This window comes from Rhodobacter sp. NSM (assembly GCF_052244495.1).
In the GTDB taxonomy this organism is placed as follows: domain Bacteria; phylum Pseudomonadota; class Alphaproteobacteria; order Rhodobacterales; family Rhodobacteraceae; genus Cereibacter_A.
In genome coordinates this window covers 51,216-70,273 of the sequence record NZ_JBQPXH010000004.1, presented here as the reverse complement: position 1 = coordinate 70,273, position 19,058 = coordinate 51,216, and the positions used below count along the sequence as shown (strand labels likewise).

Below are 19,058 nucleotides of genomic sequence, written 5' to 3'. Positions count from 1 at the left end.
TTCAGGCTGTGACGGAGTCGAGGATGCGCGGGATCCGGGTCATGTAGTCGCCCCAATCGCGGATCTTCTCGATAGCGCCGAGGTAGCGGCCTTCGCGGTAGAAGAGGAAACCGGGGGTGCGCAGGGCGCGCGTCTCGTCGCGGAGGGCGGCTTCGACGGCATCGCCGACAAGGGCGCAGTCGAAGGCGCGCTGGAAGGCTATGACAAGCTCCGGCAGGATCACCGCCGCATCGGCCGTCTCGAGGTTGCGGGCAGGATCGCCGGGGATGAAGAGGCAGTGCGCACCGGGGCGGGCGGTGAAGGCCCGGACCTCCTCGATCGACTTGAGGCAGGGCCATCCGAGTTCGGTTTCGAGGCGCGCGATCAGCGGGTGGGTCATGGGATCAACCGTGGCTCCGGCCGGCATCGAGCGCGGCCTGCAGATGAGGGGGAAGAGACGGCGGACGGTCGAGGTCGGCGAAGGCATCGCCCACGCCACCACCCGCCATCACCGAGCGGAGAGCCGCGAGCGCCTCGGCGATCCTGGCGGCCTCGTCGGCGGCGATGATCTCCCGCGCCGTGCCGAGGAAGCAGAGCACCCAGTCCCCGGCCCTGGCGTCGGGGACGAGGCTCAGGTCGATCAGCGAGATCCGTTCGCCGTCCGAGGCGGTGCCTGCAATCCCCTCGACCGAGAGGAGGTGCAGCGGGTCGCCCACGCACATCAGACGGCCTCCGGGAAGAAGCGGTCATCGCCGGTGCGGCAGGCCTCGTCGGCGCTCGGCCGCCCCGTCTCGTAGGCGTCGCGCCGCAGCGACGGGTCGGCCAGGCCCTCCGCCTCGCTGCATCCGGGCAAGGGCGTCACGCCCCAGGACGCGAGTTCCGCCAGCGCCAGCCCGATGGCGGGTGCGATCTGGCCGGCCACGATGGTCCGGAGCGACCCGCCGTAATCCTCGAGTTCCTCGGGCTGGCAGCCGATCAGCGTCAGCCGCTCCGGGCACCGGCCCATGAACTGCGCCGTGGCCAGCACATCCTGAAAGCCGGTCTGGTGCAGGCTCATCTTCTTGGCGCCCATGAAGGCGGGCACCTCCTCGTCGCGCGCCACCATCAGCGTGCCGGGGGCGAGACCGTAGTCCACCGCGTCGAAGACGAGCAGCGCGTCGGCCTCTTCGAGGAAGGGCAGGAGGTAGAGGCCCTGCGTGCCGCCGTCGAGCAGCTTCACCCGCGCTGGGAAGGCGTGGCTCTCGGCCAGGACCTCGATGCAGCGGGGGCCGAAACCCTCGTCCGCCCAGAGCACGTTTCCGATGCCGAGAATGAGCACCCTCTCGGGTGGATATGCTGGCATTGGTCCCTCCCTCATGACCGCTGCTGGCAACGGGCTTTTCGCCCCGGGCCGTGCTTCGACAATATGGTTTGCAGTTCCCGGAAGAAGCCGGAAATGTGAACCTGCCGCGACATTTTGGCAGGCCCTTGTCCGCAAACGGTTAATTGCCCCTTAAACAGGCATGGCAGCGCCCGGAAGTGGAAGCTTTCCTTCCAATTAAGGAGGGGGAATGGTTCGTTACATTGCAGAATGAAGAGGGGCGCGGCGTTGCGCCGCGCCCCTCCGGAGCCCAAAGATTCTCCCGGGATCGACCTATTCCACGCGGTCGTCCTTGAAGGTCCGCCAGCCCGAAACGATCGTCGAGATCATCGATTGCCGGGACATGATGTCCTCGCGGACGGCGGCGTAGATGTGGATGATGGTGAAGATCACGATCGACCACATGCCCAGATGGTGCAGCGTGTGCAGCCGCTGGCTGTTGCCGACCAGCCCCAGCACCCAGCCGAAGAGGTCGTCGTAGATCGACCCCTGTCCGGCGCCCTCGGCATAGAGTGCGAAGCCCGTGACGATCATGAAGGTCATGCCGAGGGTGATGAAGAAGAACATCGCGGCATGGGCCAGCGGGTTGTGGCCGACGTATTTCTTCGGTTCGGGCACGAGGAAGAGATACCACTTCAGCTCGTAGATCAGCTCGCGGATCCAGCGAAGGTTGTGGACCGGCAGCTTGAACATCTGGCGCGAGTGGACGTTGCCGAAGAAGGCCCAGAGGATCCGGGCCGCGAAGGCCACGGTCAGCACCTGTCCCGCGGCAAAATGGGCGAAGCGGATGTAGCCGAAGACGAACTGGTCGGTCGCCTCGGCGATCTCCATCGTCGGAAGCGGGCGGGCGATCAGGTAGCCCGTCCCCATCAGGATGAAGATCATCGCAGCGTTCAGCCAGTGCCAGATCCGGACGGGCACCTCGTAGACATAGACCGAAGTCTTGTGGAAGATGCTGTGGATGTCCTCCGGGCGCGCCGTGCCGGTCTTGCGCGAGGCTTCGAGCGGCGTGGGAGCGTTCGGGTTAGGGACGTGGATCGTGACGATTTCGGTGTCCATGCCGTCACCCCGCCATGAGGAAGAGGCCGGAGCCCGCGATCGCCGCGCCCAGCGTCCGCTGCGCGAGAACGCCGCCGCGCGCGGTGGCGAAGGCAATGCCGATCCCCGCGAGGTGCAGCGCGGCCGTGGCGATCAGGAAGCCCGCGAGATAAGCGGCGATGGTGCCGGACGCCTCGGTCGCGTGGGCATGGCCGTGGCAGGCCGCAAAGGTCGCGATGGCGGCAAGCGACAGCACCGTCACGCCGCGCGCCTGTCCCGCGCGCGCAGTGGCGACCAGCAGACCTGCCAGAACGACCGATCCGACGATCCAGGCCTCGACCATCGGGATCCCGACGCCGGCCCAGGACAGGCCGGCTCCGGCCGTCATGGCGAGAAGGAAGGTCAGTGCCCCGCCCCAGAAGCGGCGGGACAGCGCCACGCCCGACCAGATCCCCACTCCCAGCATGGCAAGCAGGTGGTCCGGCCCCAGGATCGGATGCAGGAAGCCGTGAATGAAGCCCGAGGTGTCGCCGTGCCCGGTATGCGCGAGGGCAGGGCTTGCCGCGGCGGCGAGCATGGCGGCAAATGCGATCTTTTTCATCCGGTAGTCTCCCTCAGCGAACCTTGACGGTGGTCAATTCCTGACCATCAGGTGACATGACGTGGGTCGAGCAGGCAAGGCAGGGATCGAAGGAATGGAGCGTCCTCAGGACCTCCACCGGTTCTTCGGGTCGCTCCATCTTCGTTTCCAGCAGGCTCGCCTCGAAGGCCCCGATGTTTCCGGCCGCGTCGCGCGGGCTGCCGTTCCAGGTGGTCGGCACGACGCATTGGTAGTTCTCGATCCGGCCATCCTTGATGCGGATCCAGTGTCCGAGCGCGCCACGCGGGGCCTCGGTCATGCCGACCCCCTTGGCCTCCTTCGGCCAGGTGCGCGGCTCCCACTTCTCGACGTTGGCGGTGCTGCTGTCGCCGTTCTTCACGTTGGTGATGAGCTTGTCGAAGAAGTGCTTCTGCAGCCGGCAGCAATATTCCGCCTCGAGCGCGCGGGCGGCCGTCCGCCCCAGCGTCGAGAAGAGCGCCGAGACCGGCAGATCCATGGTGCGCAAGAGGCCCTCGACCTGATTCTTGATGTCCTCGTGGCCCTTGGCATAGCCCACGATGTAGCGGGCGAGCGGGCCCACCTCCATCGCGTGCCCCTTCCAGCGCGGCGCCTTGATCCACGAGTATTTCGCCGCCTCGTCGAGCTCGAGGATGTTCGTCCGCGTGCCCTTGGCGTTGGGGCCAAGCTCGTAGCGCGGCTCGGTCACGCCGTCCCAAGGGTGCAGCCCGCGCCCCGGCTCGCCATAGGCATACCACGAGTGATCGACAAATTCCTGCACCTGCTCGGGGTCGCGCGGGTCGACGTCGTGCACCTCCTCGAGATTGCCGTTGATGATCGCACCCCGCGGCAGGTGGAGCTGCTCGGCCGAGAAATCGTTCGGATGCTCGGGGATGTCCCCATAGGCCATCACCGACTTCGACGAGAGTCCGCCGCCATAGAGCCAGTTGCGGTAGAAGCCGCCGATGGCCACCACGTCGGGCAGATAGACGTTGTTGGTGAACTGGATGCACTGGTCGATGATCGACGAGACGAGGTTCAGACGCTCCATGTTGATGGCGCCGACCGCGCCCACGCCGTCGATGTTGATCGGGCAGGGGACGCCCCCCACCAGCCAGTTCGGATGCGGGTTCTTGCCGCCGAAGATCGTGTGGACCTTCACGATCTCCTTCTGCAGGTCGAGCGCCTCGAGATAGTGGGTCGTGGCCATCAGGTCCGCCTCGGGCGGCAGCAGATAGGCCGGGTTGTCCCAGTAGCCGTTCTTGAAGAGCCCGAGCTGCCCCGATTCCACGAATTTCTTCAGACGGTTCTGCACGTCGCGGAAATAGCCCGGGGACGAGAGCGGATGCGAGGGCGAGACCGCCTGCTGCAGCTCGGACGTGGCCTTGGGATCGGCGCGCAGCGCATTCACCGGGTTCACCCAGTCCAGCGCATGGAGATGGTAGAAATGGACGATGTGGTCGTGGATCTGCAGGTTCAGCTGCATCATGTTGCGGATCGAGTTCGCATTGTCGGGGATCGAGATCCCCAGCGCATCCTCGACCGCGCGGACGGAGGTGAGCGCATGGGTGCCGGTGCAGACCCCGCAGATCCGCTCGGTGAAGGCCCAGGCGTCGCGCGGATCGCGGCCCTTGAGGATGACCTCAAGCCCCCGCCACATCGTCCCCGTCGAGACGGCATTGCGGATGATGCCCTGGTCGTCCACGTTGACTTCGCAACGCATGTGACCCTCGATCCGGGTCACCGGGTCCACCACGATGCGGCGGCCCGAGTTGTCCAGGTTGAAACCGTTCGGTGTCGCGACCATGGCTCAGGCCCCCATCTTGTCGTCGGTCTTCGCGGCATTCGCCGCCTGCGATTTCTTCTGCGCGCTCTTGAGGGCGGTCGCCGCAATATGAGCCGCCACGCCCGCGCCGAGCGCGCCGACGGCCGTGAGGCCGATCGTGTCGGCATTGGCCTCGACGCCGAACTGCTTGATCGTCGTCAGCCGGTCGTAGAAGGATCCCTGATCCCAGAAGCCGTCTTCCGAGCAGCCGATGCAGCCGTGGCCGGACTGGATCGGGAAGCTTACGCCCTCGTTCCAGCGCACGGTGGAGCAGGCGTTGTAGGTGGTCGGCCCCTTGCAGCCCATCTTGTAGAGGCAGTAGCCCTTCTTGGCGTAGTCGTCGTCCCAGGCCTCGACGAACTGGCCCGCGTCGAAATGCGGGCGGCGGTAGCATTTGTCGTGGATGCGCTGGCTGTAGAACATCGCCGGGCGGCCCTGCCGGTCCAGCTCGGGCAGCCGGTCGAAGGTCAGCATGTAGGTGATGACGCCGGTCATGACTTCGGCGATGGGCGGGCAGCCCGGCACCTTGATGATCGGCTTGTCGAGGATGACCTTGTGGACCGGCGTCGCCCGCGTCGGGTTGGGTGCCGCCGCCTGCACGCAGCCGTAGGAGGCGCAGGCGCCCCAGCTGATGATGGCCTTGGCGTGTTCGGCCGCCATCTTCAGTTGCTCGACGAAGGGCTTGCCACCGATGATGCAGTACATCCCGTCCTCGTTCAGCGGCGGGTTGCCCTCGACCGCGAGGATGTAGTTGCCCTTGTATTTCTCGATCGTATCCATCAGCGCGGCTTCCGCCTGATGACCCGCCGCCGCCATCAGCGTGTCGTCGTAGTCGAGCGAGATCATCGACAGGACGACATCCTTGGCCAGCGGATGGGCCGCGCGAATGAAGCTCTCCGAGCAGCAGGTGCATTCGAGACCATGCACCCAGATCACCGGCGTGCGGGGCTTCGTCTCCATCGCATGGGCGATCTTCGGCACGAAGGAGGGCCCGAGGCCCAGAGCCGCCGCCGTGAGCGAGCAGTATTTCATGAAGCTGCGCCGGGTGATCCCCTGGCGGCGCATCACGTCGTAGAAGGTTTCGATCTGGGGCAACGCATTCCTCCCTCGCTGGCCTTTGGCGCGGCACGCGCTGTGCCGCCGGCTTCGTATGCCAAGGAATGCAGGAAGCGGCGGAGGCGGCGCAAAAGAAATGCGTGTGGAGGGATGAATTAGATCAACATGTTGATCAGGATACACTTTCGGGCGATTGAGCGGGGCCCTTTGAAGAGGTGCAAGGAAAGACGGTTACCAGCCCTCAGGTCTGCCGGTCAGGGTGTTTCCGCCGCGTGACTCTGCTGCGCTGCGGCGACAAGGGCCTGGCCAAAGGCAAGCCCTCCGTCATTCGCCGGAACCTTCCGGTGCAGGAGCACCGGCAGCCCCGCCAGTTCCTCGACGCAGGTAGCCATCAGACGCGCGTTCTGGAAGCAGCCCCCGGTGAGCGCCACCGCCGCCGCCCGGCCCTCGGCCACAAGGTTCCGCGCCGGGGCGCAGAAGGCCCGTGCCAGACCCCGATGGAAGCTGTCGGCGATGATGCCGGGTGCAGCGCCTGCCGCGAGATCGGCTGCCAGCGCCCGGAACATGGGCGCAGGGTCCAGCCCATCGAAGGCATAGGGCGGGCCGTTTCCCTCCAGCGCCTCGAGCCGCATCGCGGCCTCGCCCTCGTAACTCTGGCGATCGGCGGCCAGCCCGAGACAGGCCGCTACCGCATCGAAGAGCCGCCCCGCAGAGGAGGACATCGGCGCGTTCATTCCCGCCGCCACCGTCCGCCGCAGCATCGGGCGCGGGCGGTCCGGGAAAAGCCGGTCGGCCAGATCGCCGAGCCCCGCCGCGTCCAGCCGCATCAGCGCGTTGCGCCAGGGCTCCCGCGCCGCAGCTTCTCCCCCCGCCAGAGGCGCAGGCGCCAGATGCGCCACCCGCTCGACGCGCCGGTAGTCGCCCAGAAGCACCTCGCCGCCCCAGATAGTGCCGTCGGCGCCGAGGCCCGTCCCGTCCAGCACGATCCCCGCCACCGGACCACGCTCCAGCGGCCAGAGCGCATCCCCGAGGCAGGAGGCGAGGTGGGCGTGGTGGTGCTGCACCTCGACAACCGGTACTCCCATCCGCTTGCCCTCCTGCGTTGCCCGGTATCCGGGGTGCAGGTCCACCGCCACGACCTCGGCCCGGTGGTCGAAGAGCTTCGCATGGTCGCGAATCGCGCGGGTGAACTCCTCGAAGCTCAGCGCTTCGTCGAGATCCCCGAGGTGATGCGAGAGCAGCGCCTGCCCGTCCTTCAGGAGGCAGATCGCGCCCTTCATCTGCCCCCCGAGTGCCAGCACCCGCGGCGCCTGACCGAACCCCTCGGGCAGCGGCAGCGTCCCCGGCGCCCGACCCCGCGCCCGGCGCAGCACCATGGGCGGCGTCGCCCGCTCGACGCTGTCGTCGAGCCGCCGGACGATCGCGCGGTCGTGCATCAGAAGCGCGTCGCAGATCCCTGCGAGCTTCGTCCGCGCCTCGGCATTGCCGATCACCTGCGGCTCGCCCGAGAGATTGGCCGAGGTCATCACCAGCGGCCCGCAGAACGCATCGATCAGCCGGTGGTGGAGCGGCGTGCAGGGCAGCATGATCCCGAGCGTTGTCATGCCGGGCGCAACCGCTTCGGGAAGCCTGCCGCGCCCCTGCACGAGAACCACCGGCGCGGCGGGATCGCGCAGAAGCGCCCGATCGGCCTCCGAAAGTTCGGCGATGTCCGCGGCCATGGCTTCGGTCGCCATCAGCGCGAAGGGCTTGCCCGGCCGGCGCTTGCGCTGGCGAAGCCGCGCCAGCGCCTCGGGGTTTCGCGCATCGCAGGCGAGGTGGAAGCCGCCCAGCCCCTTCACGCCGAGGATCCCTCCGCCCGCCAGCAGCGCCACCGCCGCCGCCAGCGGATCGCCCTGCCGGGCCGCGCCAGGGGGCGCCTCCTCGCCCGACGCCCGCACGGGGCCGTCCGCGATCCACGTCACCTCCGTCTCGAGCCAGAGGCGTGGTCCGCAGGCCGGGCAGGCGATGGGCTGCGCGTGGAAGCGACGGTCGGTGGGGTCGTCGTATTCCGCGCGGCAGTCCGGGCACATCGGAAAGACCGCCATGGAGGTGCGTGCCCGGTCGTAGGGCAGGTCGCGCAGGATGGTGAAGCGCGGACCGCAATGCGTGCAGTTGGTGAAGGCATAGCCCCGCCGCCGCCCGTCCGCCCGCGTTTCGGCGAGGCAGTCGGGGCAGGTGGCGGCGTCGGGCGTGACACGCGTCGCCACGACTCCCGCCGAACTCGGAGCGATGCGGAACTGGCCCGCCGGGACAGTCGCGGGCGCCGTTTCCACCGCATCGACCCGTGCGAGCGGCGGCGCCTCGGCCCTCAGCGCATCGAGGAAGGCCGGCATGTCGCCGTCGGTTGCCCGGATCAGCACGCCCTCGCCGTCGTTCAGCACCTCGCCAGCAATCCCCATGCGCCGCGCCAGCTGCCAGACGAAGGGCCGGAACCCCACCCCCTGCACCTGCCCGCGGACGCGGATCTCCAGCCCCTCGCGCAGAGGAAAGGCCTCCGCGACCGATCCGTCGTCGTGGCGTGGCTCGGCCGGGGGCGTGGCCGGAACCGCCTCGCCCGGCGACTGTGACCCTTCCGCAGCGTCGGCGGCTGGCCGAGGCCGTTCCGGCCCGGATAGGGCGTCCGGCCCATCCCGCTGCGCGCCCGAGTCCTCGGGGGCCGCGCCCGGACCATCCTTGCGTGCATCCGTGGCCTCGGATGCACTGCGTTCCGGAGCGACCGCCCGCTGCGAGCCACGATGCTCGCCGGAGGCCGGATCGGAGGACCCTTCCGAACCCTTGCCCTGTCCCATCAATGTACCGTGCAGACCATGCAGGGATCGAAGCTGCGCACGACGTGCTGCACCGCGATGGGCGTCGTCTCGCCCGGCAGGACCGGGGCGCCCGCCAGCGCCGCCTCGAGCGGCCCGGGCACGCCGGCACCATCACGCGGGCTGAAGTTCCACGTCGTGGGGGCGACGATCTGGTAGCGGTCGATCACGCCGCCACGCAGCCGCAACCAGTGCCCGAGCGCCCCGCGTGCCGCCTCGACGAGGCCTGCGCCTTCGCCCTCCTCCGGCATCCGCCCCATCGCCACCATGAACCGGGCGGAGGGGTCTATCCCATCCGCCAGCCGCTCCATGAGGATCTGCGTCCGCGCAAGCTCCAGAAGGCGTGCGCCGACCCGGGCCAGAACGCCTCCCTCCCGCGCAAGGTCGCGGGCGAGCGCATGGCCCGCCATGACCTGGCGGGCAAGGGCGCCCGTTTCCATCGGCTGCCCGTCAAGCCGTGGGGCCTTGCACCAGCTGTAGGCCGCGGCGCGCATCTCCTCGTCCGGCACGGTGCGGCCTTCCGAGGGATGCGCGGCCTCGCCCAGCATCCACGAATGGCTCAGGTCCTCGCGGATCAGGCGCGGGTCGAGCGGCCGGGCCGCCCCCTCCTGCCAGACACCCGCTGCGAAGGCCGGTCCCTCGGGCAACGGATAGGCGCCAAAGCTGAGATAGCGCCCCGTGCCGCGGCCGAGCGTGGCGAGCCCCAGATCCGCGGCGATCTCGAGGAAGAGGCCCGCGTCGCCGCGGCTCCAGCCGAGCAGCGCCGCCCCGGTGCCGAGCGCCACGAACTCCTCGAGCGGCGCGCCGAAGAGCGTGCCCTCGAGATGGCGGCGGAAGCTGCGGAGCGTCGCCAGGATGCGCACCCGGTCGGCCGCCCCCGGCGCGCGGGTGACGCCACCCGGCTGCACGGCCAGCGTATGGGGCCATTTTCCGGCGAGGAGGCCCAGGATGTGCATCAGGCCCGCCCGCGCCGCCACCGCCTCACGCTGGGCGCTGCCCTCCATGGCGGTGAAGCGCGCCACGGCCCGCGCATGCCAGCTTCGCCCGGCATAGACGGGGCGGGCGAAGTCCGGCATGAAGAAGAGGTTGAAATGTGTCAGGTGATCGGCGGCATTCTCGACCGCATGGATCAGGGCTGCCACCCGCTCGCCCGCCGGGGCGGGCACGAGGCCCGTCGCCGCCCCCAGCGCCCGCGCTGCGGCGACCGACTGGCTGATCGAGCAGATCCCGCAGATCCGGGGCGTGATCGTCAGCGCGTCCCGCGGGTCGCGTCCCTCGAGCATGCGCTCGAAGCCGCGATAGAGCGGCGCGTTGACCCGTGCCGCGACCACGGCCCCCTCGGCGACATCCAGATGGACCTCGAGATCCCCCTCGACCCGGTTGAACGGGCCGACCACGAGCGTCGTCATCGCTTCGGCATCCTGAGCGTGGGGGGCACCTCGATCCGGTCGGCCACGGCGTTGCGGCGGATGCGTTCGGGCGTGGCGGCCTTCGAGAGGCTCGCCAGCGCCATGAACCACGCCTTCGGCATGTCCGAGGGCAGGCCCACGGGGATGCCGCCGATCTTGGGCGTCTCGGCATAGGGATGGCGCGGTTCCTCGAATTCGGGTGCGGTGCAGGCGATGCAGGCGTAGCCCGCCGAGGTGCAGGAGCCGCCGCCGTTCCAGGGCCGGATGTTGCAGTCGCCCACTGCCTGGGTGCCGATGCAGCCCATGTGCTCCATCATGCAGCCGATTTCTCCGGGGCCGCGGGCGCTGGCCTTGTATTCGTAATATTCGTTCTTCGGGCAGCCGTGATGCACGAGGTGGTCGGCGTAGAAGCGGGGCCGGCCGAAGCGGTCGAGATCGCCCTCGGCCAGCGTCCCCTGCGCGAGCAGCATGAGCGTCTCCGTCACCCAGCCCGGATGCGTGGGGCAGCCGGCCACGTTCACGACGGCCAGGCCGCCGCGACCGCGGAAGCCCGGCGGCAGCACTCCGCCCGGATGCGTGCCCTCGAACTGCAGCCCCACCGCGTCCGACGGGTTGCCGCCGGCGCTCGTCATCCCGCCATAGGCCGCACAGCTTCCGACAGCCACCACATGCCGCGCGAGCGGCGCGAGCCGGGCCACCGCCTCGAGCATCGACAGCCCCGTGCCGGCAAGCATCTGGTAGCGTCCGGTCCCGCGCGGGCCGCGGGCGATCGCGCCCTCGACGCAGAGGATGTCGAGCGGCTCGTCTCCCGTCCCGATCCGGTCCAGCAGATCGCGGACCTGATCGCCCGTCTCGACGGAAAGCGCGGGGTGCCACAGAAAGCGCAGCCCCGCCCCCTCGAGGAGGTCGAAGACGCCGGGCGCCTCGGCGCAGAGGAGCGACATGGTGCAGCCACCGCAGCCCGAGGCCTGAAGCCAGAGGATGTTCATCGCGCCTCCCGGTCCAGCGGCAATTCGAGACGGAAGGCGGCACCCGGTCCGCCCTCGCAGAGCACAAGCCGCCCCCGATGCTCTTCCGCGATCTTGTGCGAAATGGGCAGGCCGAGCCCCGTGCCGCGCCCGACGGGCTTCGTCGTGAAGAACGGATCGAAGATCGCCTGCGCCAGCGTCTCGGGCACGCCCGGCCCGTTATCGCGCACCGTCAGCACCGCATGGTCGCCTTCGATCGCATGGGAGATCGCGATCCTGGCCCCGGCCACCTCCTCGACCGCGTCGAGCGCGTTCTGGACGAGGTTCATCACCACCTGCTGCACATGGCCCGGGCGTCCACGCACCGGCAGGCTCGAGAGGCCCGAGACATCGACCTCCACGGGACGCCGTGCCCCGCGCAGCACCCAGGCCATCGCCACCTGCGTCACGGCGACGAGGTCGAAGTCCTCGATTTCGCCCGAGCCTTCGGAGGACAGCCGCCTCAGGTCCTCGACGATGTCGCGCACCCGCTCGGCCCCGTCGCGGGCCCCCTGCACCGCATCGCGCAGGTTGCGCACCTCGCGATCGAGCTTCAGCTCCTCGCGCAGCCGGATCAGTGCGTTTCGGGGCGCGCCCGCCTGAACCTGCTCGAAATACTGCTCGAACTTGGCGGCGTAGCGTTCGAGGGCATGTGCGTTGGCATAGACGAAGCTGATCGGATTGTTCAGCTCGTGCGCCACCCCGGCAAGCAGCCGCCCGAGCGAGGCAAGCTTCTCGTTCCGCACGAGAAGCGCCTGCGCCGCCTTGAGCTCGTCGTGACTGCGCTCCAGCGCGGCATAGGCCTGCCTGAGCTCGGCCACCGACCGGCCGGTCAGCACCAGCCCGGCCGAGCGGCCACGTTCGTCGAACCGGGGCGAAAGCGACAGCTCGACCGCGCTCGGGCCGTCGGGCGTCAGCAGGCCCGCCTCCACGGTGATCGCGCTGCGCGTTTCGGTCGCCTGCCGCATGGCCTCCAGCAGCGCGGCGCGGTCCGACGGTGCGAAGATCTCCGGCGCGGGCTCGCCGCAGAGGCGGCTCCGCGGCCGACGCGTGCGGGTCGATACCGAGGCCGAGACCTCCTCGACCAGTCCGCCCCGCGAGACGACGATCAGGATGTCGGAGACCGAGGCCAGCACCGAGGCGTGGAACGACCGCAGGCTCTCGAGCTCGGCGTTCTGCCGCTCGAGCCGCTCCTGGTAGTCCACGAGATCGGCATAGGTCCGGTCGACGGCCGACAGGACGTCCATCCAGACCGAGTCGGGAACGTCCCCCTCGCGCGGTGCCTGCGGTTTCGCCATCGGTTCCTCCGACGGCGATCATAAACCGGGCGGGGCGGGACAGGGAAGGGCGCCGTCTCGATACCGGGAGTCATGGGCCTGCCCCGCCTTCAGCGCATCTGGCCGCCGATCAGAACATGCAGCGCGTGTCGGTCCACACGCGCATCGGCCACCGGCCGCGCCACGGTGCGTCCGGCGGCCATGAGGTCGGCGGCGAGCAGCTGTGCGTCCGCTTCGGCGCCCGGCTCCTGCGGGTTGTATCGCACCTCGTTCATGCCCCTCGCATCTGCGCCCCACTCGACTGAAGGCACGTTCCAGCCGAGCTTCTTCATCCGGTTCCCGATGTCCTGCGCCGTATCCGGCCGCAGCGAGGCATAGCTGATCATCACCGTCCGCAGCTGCGGCATGTCGAGCCCCAGCGTCTGGGCCAGCCGATCGAGCAGGGCGCCCTCCTCGGGACCCGGCACGTTCTCGCGGGCAAGCACCACGGCACGCCGCGCCTTGCCCTTCAGCCAGATCCAGTCGGAGCGCGACCAGATCTCCGGCGGCAATCCTGCCAGCAGGCTCGTGACGCCGATCCGGGCCTCGGTCCGAAGCTTCTGGGTGTTCGCCAGCATGTCGATCAGCCGGCTCACGATCTTGGCCTGCTCCGAGCCGGCCAGCCGCTCGCTTTCAAGCGCCTGAACAAGGTCGTGCATCGCCCTCCGGCGCACGTCCGCCGCCGGCGCGTTCAGGTCGATCGCGCGACCGGCCAGCCGGTCGCCCTCGGTCGCATTGACGATGGCCCGCCCGCGATCCGCCGCGACGAGTTCGGAGGGAAAGCGCAGCCCCGTCGCGCGCTCGATCCCGTCGACGGTGATGGCGAAGTGCCAGGGCTGCTCGGTCGGCGTATCGGGACGGTTGGGGATCAGGAAGGCTTCGGCCACGAAGGGACGCACCTCTCCCTTCGGCACCCAGACCGGATCACGCAGCGACACGGCGATCAGCCAGAGCGACGCGGGCACCTTGCTCTCGCCCCGGCGGAAAATGGGACCGGTGAAGAAGCTGACGCGGGATGCCGAGCTGTTGTGGATCTCGCGGATCCGGCTGACGACCTGCGACCAGGCATCCGCCGTTGCAGGATGGACGGGCGCCTTGTTCAGATGGATCTGGATCGACTGGTCCAGCATGCGCGCCGCGCGGACCGGGTCGCCCTTGTCGAAGTCCCCCCAAGCGATCATCGCGCGATCGACGTAGTCGACGGAGACGAGACCGCCGTCGAAGCGCGAGGGATCCGGGCGCAACTGAGGCGGCAGTCGGGGATCTGGCTCGATCGGCGTGCTGGTCGCCGGCAGGACCAGTTGTGCCGCCCGGTCGAAGTTGACGGCCGAGATCAGCGACGACGGCCGCAGCCGGTCGTAGATCACGCTGTGGTGGAGGTAGGGCACCGCCTCTCCGCCGAGATAGGTTGCGCCTTCCACAAGCGGCGTGAGGCCTGGCAGCGGCAGCGGACGGCCGAGAAAATCGGGGTCGTAGCCCTTCAGGTCCAGATTGAAGACCGTGCCGCTGACCTCTGCTGCGACCGGTGCAAGCGCCGCATTCACGTCCGGCGCGAGGGCGGACGGATCGAGCCGCCCCTCGGCCAGTCTCAGCGCCAGGATGCGCAGCACGTCCTCGCGCACGCTGTCCGGAACGCTTGAGAGCGAAAGGCGCTCGGACACGACGATGTCGGCCAGCGCCCCACGGGCCGCGTCGAGTTCGGCCTGCCGCTGGGCCAGCGCGCCGATCCGGCTCTGGGCGATGCTGCGCGCCTCGGTGGCATTGGCGAGCGCGACCTGGCGCTGCTCGACCTGCATTTGCTGCTCCTGATCGAGAGCGGCCACGGTCCAGTCGAGGATCGCCTTGTCGTCCGAGAGCGCCCTGTTGGTCTTTTCAAACGCTGCCGCCGTCTCGGCTGCGAAATTCGCCCGGAGGGATGCCAGCCCGGCGAGAGCGACCGCCGTCACGAGTCCCAGCGTCAGGACGGCGGCGATCCGTTTGCGCCGCCGCGCCCGCCGGGCCTCGCGCCGTTCCTCGGCAAGGCTCGCGGTGATCAGGTCGGCGATTTCCGGATCGCGGCCGAAACGCTCCGCGGACCGAAGTGCCTTGCCCGAAAGGAGATATCCGCTGGAGCGGGTGTCGCGCCACTGCCGCGCCTGGGCTGCGAGGCGGATGTATTCCCTCGTGCCGCGTCCCTCGGCAAGGGCTGCGCGTTCCTCGGTCTTCTCGACGGGCTCGTAAGGGAGGAGGCTCTCCGTGGTGACCGGCCCGCCGTAGCCGCGGGACGCATCGAGCAGGTCGGCGGTCCAGTAGTCGAGCACCCTCTGCGCGATCCGACGGTCGGCATGCGTGGCAAGCACCGTGCCGGTCCGCCGCACGCGATCGAGGAACGCGGTGATATCCGCCTCGTCCACCGGCCCTCCGCCCGCCGATCGCTGGTCCTGCTGCCGCTGCATCAGGGCCAGATGCGCCGTCTGAAGTTCGAGGACGTTCTCGAAGCGCTCGGGCTCGCCGTTCCTCATGGGCCGAGCTCCGCCAGCAGTTTGTGGAGAGGCATGCTGATGCGCACCAGCGCCGTGCAGTCGCCCTTCAGCCGCGAATCCACTGTCAGGAACCGGATCTGCGCCTCGCCCCGGAAGGCGGAATAGACCGCCTCGAAGCCCGCATCGGCCTGCTCGCGCGCGAGGGCGTCATCCACGTCCTCCAGATAGCTGAGGATGCGCCGAGCCCAGGCCGCCTCGGGATCGCGGGTGGCAAGCTCCTGCACCATGGACTTGAGCTCGATCCAGACCGCGGCAAACTCCTCGACAAGATCGACGCCGTTGCCCGCCCGCTCGAAGAGCTGGTCGAGCTCGGTGATGCGGATGTCGGCCTCCTGCCATTCGCGGTGCTCGACGACCTCGGACCGGATCGTGGGGATGATCAGGCGCAGCGACCGGAGAGCGGTCCGGATCGGTTCGCCTCCGCCCGCACCGGCCACGTCCTCGAGCGCGCGGGCGAGGTCATCGAGCGGCAGGGCGCTCGCTGTGGCGAAAATCAGGCTGTTCAGTCGCGGAGGAGTGTTCTGGATGATCCAGCGGATCTGGCGCAGCGCCGACCGCGCACCCGCCGTATCGACCGCATCGATGGCATCCTGGACCTGCGCCGCCGCGGCCTCGAGCGCGTCGATCCAGAGCGTCTCGGTCGCCCGCGGGATCGGTGCCGCGGGAAGCTGCTCGACCGCGTTCCGCGCCATGACGCACGCCCCGCGCAACTGGTTGCAATAGACGCGCAGTTCGGCCGCCTGCCGGGGATCCTCGGGCAGGGCGCGGGCGGCGTCGTTCAGCGCGCGGAACTGCTTGATCTGGATCTGGTGCAGGCATTCGTGCAGTGACTTGTAGGCGTCAAGACTGTCCACCGTATCCACGATCATCGACAGCCGGTCGCGCGATTGCGTGAGCCTTTCGCGCACCGGCGCTTCGTCGAGCCGCAAGTACACCGCGCTGAGACCCGAGATCACCTGCTCGACCTGGCGGCCTGTCGCCGGCAGCGCCGCACGCGCCTCGGGACAGGCCTGTTCGACGAGGGCGGCGAAATCGGCGGCATCGGGGCGGCGGGCCAGCATCTCGGCCAGCACCAGCGGCTCGGCGTCCTGCCGGCTGACGGCCTCGAGCAGGGCGAAGGCGCGCTCGCGGCCGGTCAGGTTGTCCGGCACCCATTCCTCGTGAAGGCCGAGCCCGGTGGACTTCAGCATGATCCGCTTGAGATCGTCGGTGGTGAAGAGCCGGGCCACCTCCTCGCTCAGCGGTTCGATCAGGGCAGGGGGAAGCATGGCTCAGCCCTCCAGCAGGGGCGCGTGGCCCGCGGCGAGGATCGCGGCCCGGATCCGGTCGAGCGGCACGCCCTGATTGAAGCGCGGCGCCCCCCAGGCAGGGTCGCCGTAGTGGTGGAGGAGGACCGGGTCCCAGTCCATCGTGAAGACCGGCGATCCGGACGAGCCGTTCTCGGTGTTCGTCCGGTAGCGCACGCGTGTGCCGTTGGCATTGGCGCCGATCACCGACTGCGTGTCCATGGCGAGCTTCATCGGGGCGCCGTCCGGGTGCTGGACGATGAGGAGCGGCGATCCGGGCGGAAGGTCCGGCGGCGCGTCCGGAAGGCGCAGCCAACCGCGCTCCCCCACGGGCTCCGCGAGGCGGAGGAGCGCGAAGTCCAGCTCACCCGCAGCAGGGGGCGGATCCTCGGGGTGTTCGGTCATCTCGGCCGGGGCGGGGGGCGCGTGGCAGGCCAGCGGATCGGCGGCAAGGGCGACGGCGCTGCCGGCTTCGCGCGTGCCGTCGGCGCGCATGACGTAATCGAACCGGCACTGAGCCTCGGCAAGGGCGGCCTTCGCCACGACATGCCAGTTGGTCAGGACGGCCGCCGGCCCGATGAGGAAGCCCGTGCCGGCGGCCCGGCGGCCGATCTCGATCCGGCAGACCTGCCGCCGGATGGCGGCCAGCCGGTCGATCCAGATCGCGAGGTCGAGCTTGGCCAGATGCGGGCGCACGTTCTTCTGCAGGCCGGGTGCGAAGGCGTCATCCGGCAGGCCGCGCACCGGCACCCCCGCCACCTGGGGCGCGAGCCCGATACCGCCCTGCGGCGGCGCCTCCAGTGCCTCGGGGCAGGCCGTGGCGAGTGCCGCGCGCAGGTCCGCGCTGAGGGGGCGGCGCTCGCGCATCTCGGCGAGCACGCGCGCTGCAAGCCCCTGGCGCTCGAGTTCCTGCAGAAGCTCGAAGAGGGTTCGGCGCAGGGTCATCCCTGCCGGCACCCAGGCCTCGTAGAGCCCGTCACCGGTGGCGGTCAGCATCAGCCGCTCGAGGTCGGAATGGGTGAAGAGGCGGCTCAGCACCGCGCTCAGGCTCTCGATCTGGCGGGCGTCGAGCGGCATCAGAAGGCCTTGCGCTCGATACCCTCGGCCAGGCAGAGCGCGGCAAGGGTGGCATGGGGCAGGTCCGGCAGGCCGGGCTCTTCGAGGATCGCGCCCAGCACATGCGCCCAGTTGGTCCGGCTGCCGCCCCAGCTTCCGCCGTAGTGGAGGCCCGTGACGCAGGGCAGGCTGTCGAGGCCCATCACGAGCGAGCCGGAGTTGCCCCCCAGCGTCGAGGCGTCGTGGTTCAGGGTGCGGACACCGATGGTCGAGGTCGTGACTTCGCCCGGCGCAAGCCGCTTGAAGCCCCAGAGCTTGTCGAAGAGCAGCCGCAGCACCCGGTCGGTCTCGGATACCGATCCGAGCGCGGCGGGATCCGGACGGGCGGGGTAGCCGGCGACGAAGACCTGCGTCTGCGGAAGCGACAGGCGCGGTCCTTCCGCCAGCGCCAGGGGGCGGCGCGTGTCGGGAACCGGCGCGGCAAGGCGGAAGGCTGCGAGATCGAGACAGCCGTGGTCGATCCCCACGGGCGGGATCGGTGTCGCGCCGCAGAAGAGAAGCTCGGTGATCGGCCGCGCGTCGGCGCTCTCGCGTCCGCCGAACTCGTGCCCGAAGTCGAAGCGCGGCGCGAGGTCCTGCCGGACGCGGGGCGGCTCGCCCTCGGGGAAGGCCACGAAGACCTGTGCCACATGGCGGTTCGTCACGATCACGTCGGGCGCGACCAGCCAGCCGGTGCCGGCATAGGGCATCAGCGGATGCGTGATGTCGATGCGGCCCACCGCCGAGAGTGCCGCGTGAACCTCGGCCTCGCGCAAAGGGTCGGCAAGCAGATCCGCCCATCCGCCGGCCGGGCTGGTCGAGAAGTCGGGGCCGTCCTCGCGCACGAGAAACGAGGGGCGCGAGCCATCCGTCTGCACGATGACCTCGAGCGCCGCCACCACCTCGTCAAGCGGCGCCCGCGTCTCGTCGCGCTGGCCTGCAATGAGTTCCAGCCCCTCACGGCCGGTGTCGAGCGTGTGCAGCGCGAGTTCCGACAGGCCCGGATCGCCGATGCCCGCCTCCATCGCCTTGCGGAGCGTGGCCTCGGAACGTTCGATCCGCGCGGAAATGCCGGAGCGCGAGAGGTCGGGGCCATTGCCGCCGCCTTCGCCCGCCTCAAGAGGGCCGCCATCGCGCGACAGGCGCGGCATGACCTGCAAGGCCAATGTCTCGATCGAATGTCTCGCGTGCCATTCCATCGGCTCCTCCTGCCGGGAAGGGGCGCGGAACCGACGCACACGGCGTCTCACCCGCCAATGACTTTTTCGACTGCCTGCCGCGCGGCCGGAACGGCCGAAAAGGACAGGCTTCGGGAATCAAAATGATCTTTGTCTTGTCGGATCAGGATACAGGCGAAGGGCCCTGCTGAACAGTCGCCCGTTGGTTGAAGATGCCATCACACTGAATGTTGACGCACCAGCGTGATTCGCTCACCATGAGAGCCGGAGGCAGAGCGCTTCCCTTGGATCTTCTGCTATCTGAAGTGATTTTTCGCCGGGTGCCAGAGCGCCCTTGGACATTGTCGCCATGGATTCCGCCTGCAACGCCGCGGAGCCGACCGCGGTCGATCTTGTCGACATCTTTGCATGCCGAGAATGGAAGGCCGGACGCCGGTGCCGGCGGACGCTTCATGCCGGGCTTTCCACCGGAAGAGGCGATCCCGCCGGCGAAAGGGCCAGCCGCTCCTCGGGCGGCAGCGGTGGCAACATCTGCGCCAA

The 19,058-nt window shown here is 69.4% G+C and carries 15 protein-coding genes; all 15 read right to left on the bottom strand.

The genetic code is table 11. The annotated features are described in order from the left end of the window. Nucleotide 1 precedes the first annotated feature (1 nt). The 15 genes from ACTVZP_RS09920 to ACTVZP_RS09850 all read right to left on the bottom strand — a co-directional run bounded on the left by ACTVZP_RS09920 (nt 2) and on the right by ACTVZP_RS09850 (nt 18,539). The gene (locus ACTVZP_RS09920; protein ID WP_443211996.1) at nt 2-379 is read right to left on the bottom strand and encodes a hydrogenase accessory protein; all 378 of its coding nucleotides are present in this window, start codon (nt 377-379) and stop codon (nt 2-4) included. A gap of 4 nt (nt 380-383) precedes the next feature. Next, nucleotides 384-701, bottom strand: a complete 318-nt coding sequence (locus ACTVZP_RS09915) for a HypC/HybG/HupF family hydrogenase formation chaperone (protein WP_443211995.1) — start codon at nt 699-701, stop codon at nt 384-386. Next, nucleotides 701-1,321, bottom strand: coding sequence for a HyaD/HybD family hydrogenase maturation endopeptidase (locus ACTVZP_RS09910; RefSeq protein WP_443211994.1), 621 nt, complete (start codon nt 1,319-1,321; stop codon nt 701-703). Before ACTVZP_RS09910 ends, ACTVZP_RS09915 begins: the two co-directional genes overlap by 1 nt. A gap of 291 nt (nt 1,322-1,612) precedes the next feature. Then, the gene (gene cybH / locus ACTVZP_RS09905; RefSeq protein WP_443211993.1) at nt 1,613-2,398 is read right to left on the bottom strand and encodes a Ni/Fe-hydrogenase, b-type cytochrome subunit; all 786 of its coding nucleotides are present in this window, start codon (nt 2,396-2,398) and stop codon (nt 1,613-1,615) included. Nucleotides 2,399-2,402: 4 nt separating this feature from the next. Next, nucleotides 2,403-2,978: a HupE/UreJ family protein gene (locus tag ACTVZP_RS09900; protein WP_443211992.1), complete on the bottom strand. Its 576-nt coding sequence runs from the start codon at nt 2,976-2,978 to the stop codon at nt 2,403-2,405. Between the two features lie 13 nt (nt 2,979-2,991). Continuing rightward, complete coding sequence (locus tag ACTVZP_RS09895; RefSeq protein WP_443211991.1) at nt 2,992-4,782, bottom strand: nickel-dependent hydrogenase large subunit; 1,791 nt, start codon at nt 4,780-4,782, stop codon at nt 2,992-2,994. 3 nt (nt 4,783-4,785) lie between these two features. Beyond that, nucleotides 4,786-5,895 carry a hydrogenase small subunit gene (locus ACTVZP_RS09890; protein WP_443211990.1) on the bottom strand — a complete coding sequence of 370 codons (1,110 nt, stop codon included), beginning with the start codon at nt 5,893-5,895 and terminating at the stop codon, nt 4,786-4,788. A gap of 215 nt (nt 5,896-6,110) precedes the next feature. Beyond that, complete coding sequence (hypF, locus tag ACTVZP_RS09885) at nt 6,111-8,687, bottom strand: carbamoyltransferase HypF (protein WP_443211989.1); 2,577 nt, start codon at nt 8,685-8,687, stop codon at nt 6,111-6,113. Further along, nucleotides 8,687-10,114 (bottom strand): nickel-dependent hydrogenase large subunit, encoded by a 1,428-nt coding sequence (locus tag ACTVZP_RS09880; protein ID WP_443211988.1) that lies wholly within the window; start codon nt 10,112-10,114, stop codon nt 8,687-8,689. The genes hypF and ACTVZP_RS09880 overlap by 1 nt, the downstream gene beginning before the upstream one ends. Beyond that, complete coding sequence (locus ACTVZP_RS09875; RefSeq protein WP_443211987.1) at nt 10,111-11,103, bottom strand: NADH-quinone oxidoreductase subunit B family protein; 993 nt, start codon at nt 11,101-11,103, stop codon at nt 10,111-10,113. Before ACTVZP_RS09875 ends, ACTVZP_RS09880 begins: the two co-directional genes overlap by 4 nt. Continuing rightward, the gene (locus ACTVZP_RS09870; RefSeq protein ID WP_443211986.1) at nt 11,100-12,419 is read right to left on the bottom strand and encodes a sensor histidine kinase; all 1,320 of its coding nucleotides are present in this window, start codon (nt 12,417-12,419) and stop codon (nt 11,100-11,102) included. The genes ACTVZP_RS09875 and ACTVZP_RS09870 overlap by 4 nt, the downstream gene beginning before the upstream one ends. Before the next feature lie 89 nt (nt 12,420-12,508). Continuing rightward, nucleotides 12,509-14,938: a DNA/RNA non-specific endonuclease gene (locus ACTVZP_RS09865; RefSeq protein ID WP_443211985.1), complete on the bottom strand. Its 2,430-nt coding sequence runs from the start codon at nt 14,936-14,938 to the stop codon at nt 12,509-12,511. Then, complete coding sequence (locus ACTVZP_RS09860; RefSeq protein ID WP_443211984.1) at nt 14,935-16,227, bottom strand: hypothetical protein; 1,293 nt, start codon at nt 16,225-16,227, stop codon at nt 14,935-14,937. The genes ACTVZP_RS09865 and ACTVZP_RS09860 overlap by 4 nt, the downstream gene beginning before the upstream one ends. A 3-nt stretch (nt 16,228-16,230) precedes the next feature. Beyond that, nucleotides 16,231-17,322, bottom strand: a complete 1,092-nt coding sequence (locus ACTVZP_RS09855) for a trypsin-like serine peptidase (RefSeq protein ID WP_443211983.1) — start codon at nt 17,320-17,322, stop codon at nt 16,231-16,233. After that, nucleotides 17,322-18,539, bottom strand: coding sequence for a trypsin-like serine peptidase (locus ACTVZP_RS09850; protein ID WP_443211982.1), 1,218 nt, complete (start codon nt 18,537-18,539; stop codon nt 17,322-17,324). Before ACTVZP_RS09850 ends, ACTVZP_RS09855 begins: the two co-directional genes overlap by 1 nt. Nucleotides 18,540-19,058: the final 519 nt, after the last annotated feature.

Bases quoted from the DNA above. Each gene is read 5' to 3' on its own strand.
- ACTVZP_RS09855 (WP_443211983.1), bottom strand. From the start codon at position 17,322: ATGCCGCTCGACGCCCGCCAGATCGAGAGCCTGAGCGCGGTGCTGAGC.
- ACTVZP_RS09865 (WP_443211985.1), bottom strand. From the start codon at position 14,938: ATGAGGAACGGCGAGCCCGAGCGCTTCGAGAACGTCCTCGAACTTCAG.
- ACTVZP_RS09900 (WP_443211992.1), bottom strand. From the start codon at position 2,978: ATGAAAAAGATCGCATTTGCCGCCATGCTCGCCGCCGCGGCAAGCCCT.
- ACTVZP_RS09880 (WP_443211988.1), bottom strand. From the start codon at position 10,114: ATGACGACGCTCGTGGTCGGCCCGTTCAACCGGGTCGAGGGGGATCTC.
- ACTVZP_RS09875 (WP_443211987.1), bottom strand. From the start codon at position 11,103: ATGAACATCCTCTGGCTTCAGGCCTCGGGCTGCGGTGGCTGCACCATG.
- ACTVZP_RS09895 (WP_443211991.1), bottom strand. From the start codon at position 4,782: ATGGTCGCGACACCGAACGGTTTCAACCTGGACAACTCGGGCCGCCGC.
- ACTVZP_RS09910 (WP_443211994.1), bottom strand. From the start codon at position 1,321: ATGCCAGCATATCCACCCGAGAGGGTGCTCATTCTCGGCATCGGAAAC.
- ACTVZP_RS09850 (WP_443211982.1), bottom strand. From the start codon at position 18,539: ATGGAATGGCACGCGAGACATTCGATCGAGACATTGGCCTTGCAGGTC.
- ACTVZP_RS09920 (WP_443211996.1), bottom strand. From the start codon at position 379: ATGACCCACCCGCTGATCGCGCGCCTCGAAACCGAACTCGGATGGCCC.
- cybH (WP_443211993.1), bottom strand. From the start codon at position 2,398: ATGGACACCGAAATCGTCACGATCCACGTCCCTAACCCGAACGCTCCC.
- hypF (WP_443211989.1), bottom strand. From the start codon at position 8,687: ATGGGACAGGGCAAGGGTTCGGAAGGGTCCTCCGATCCGGCCTCCGGC.
- ACTVZP_RS09860 (WP_443211984.1), bottom strand. From the start codon at position 16,227: ATGCTTCCCCCTGCCCTGATCGAACCGCTGAGCGAGGAGGTGGCCCGG.
- ACTVZP_RS09870 (WP_443211986.1), bottom strand. From the start codon at position 12,419: ATGGCGAAACCGCAGGCACCGCGCGAGGGGGACGTTCCCGACTCGGTC.
- ACTVZP_RS09915 (WP_443211995.1), bottom strand. From the start codon at position 701: ATGTGCGTGGGCGACCCGCTGCACCTCCTCTCGGTCGAGGGGATTGCA.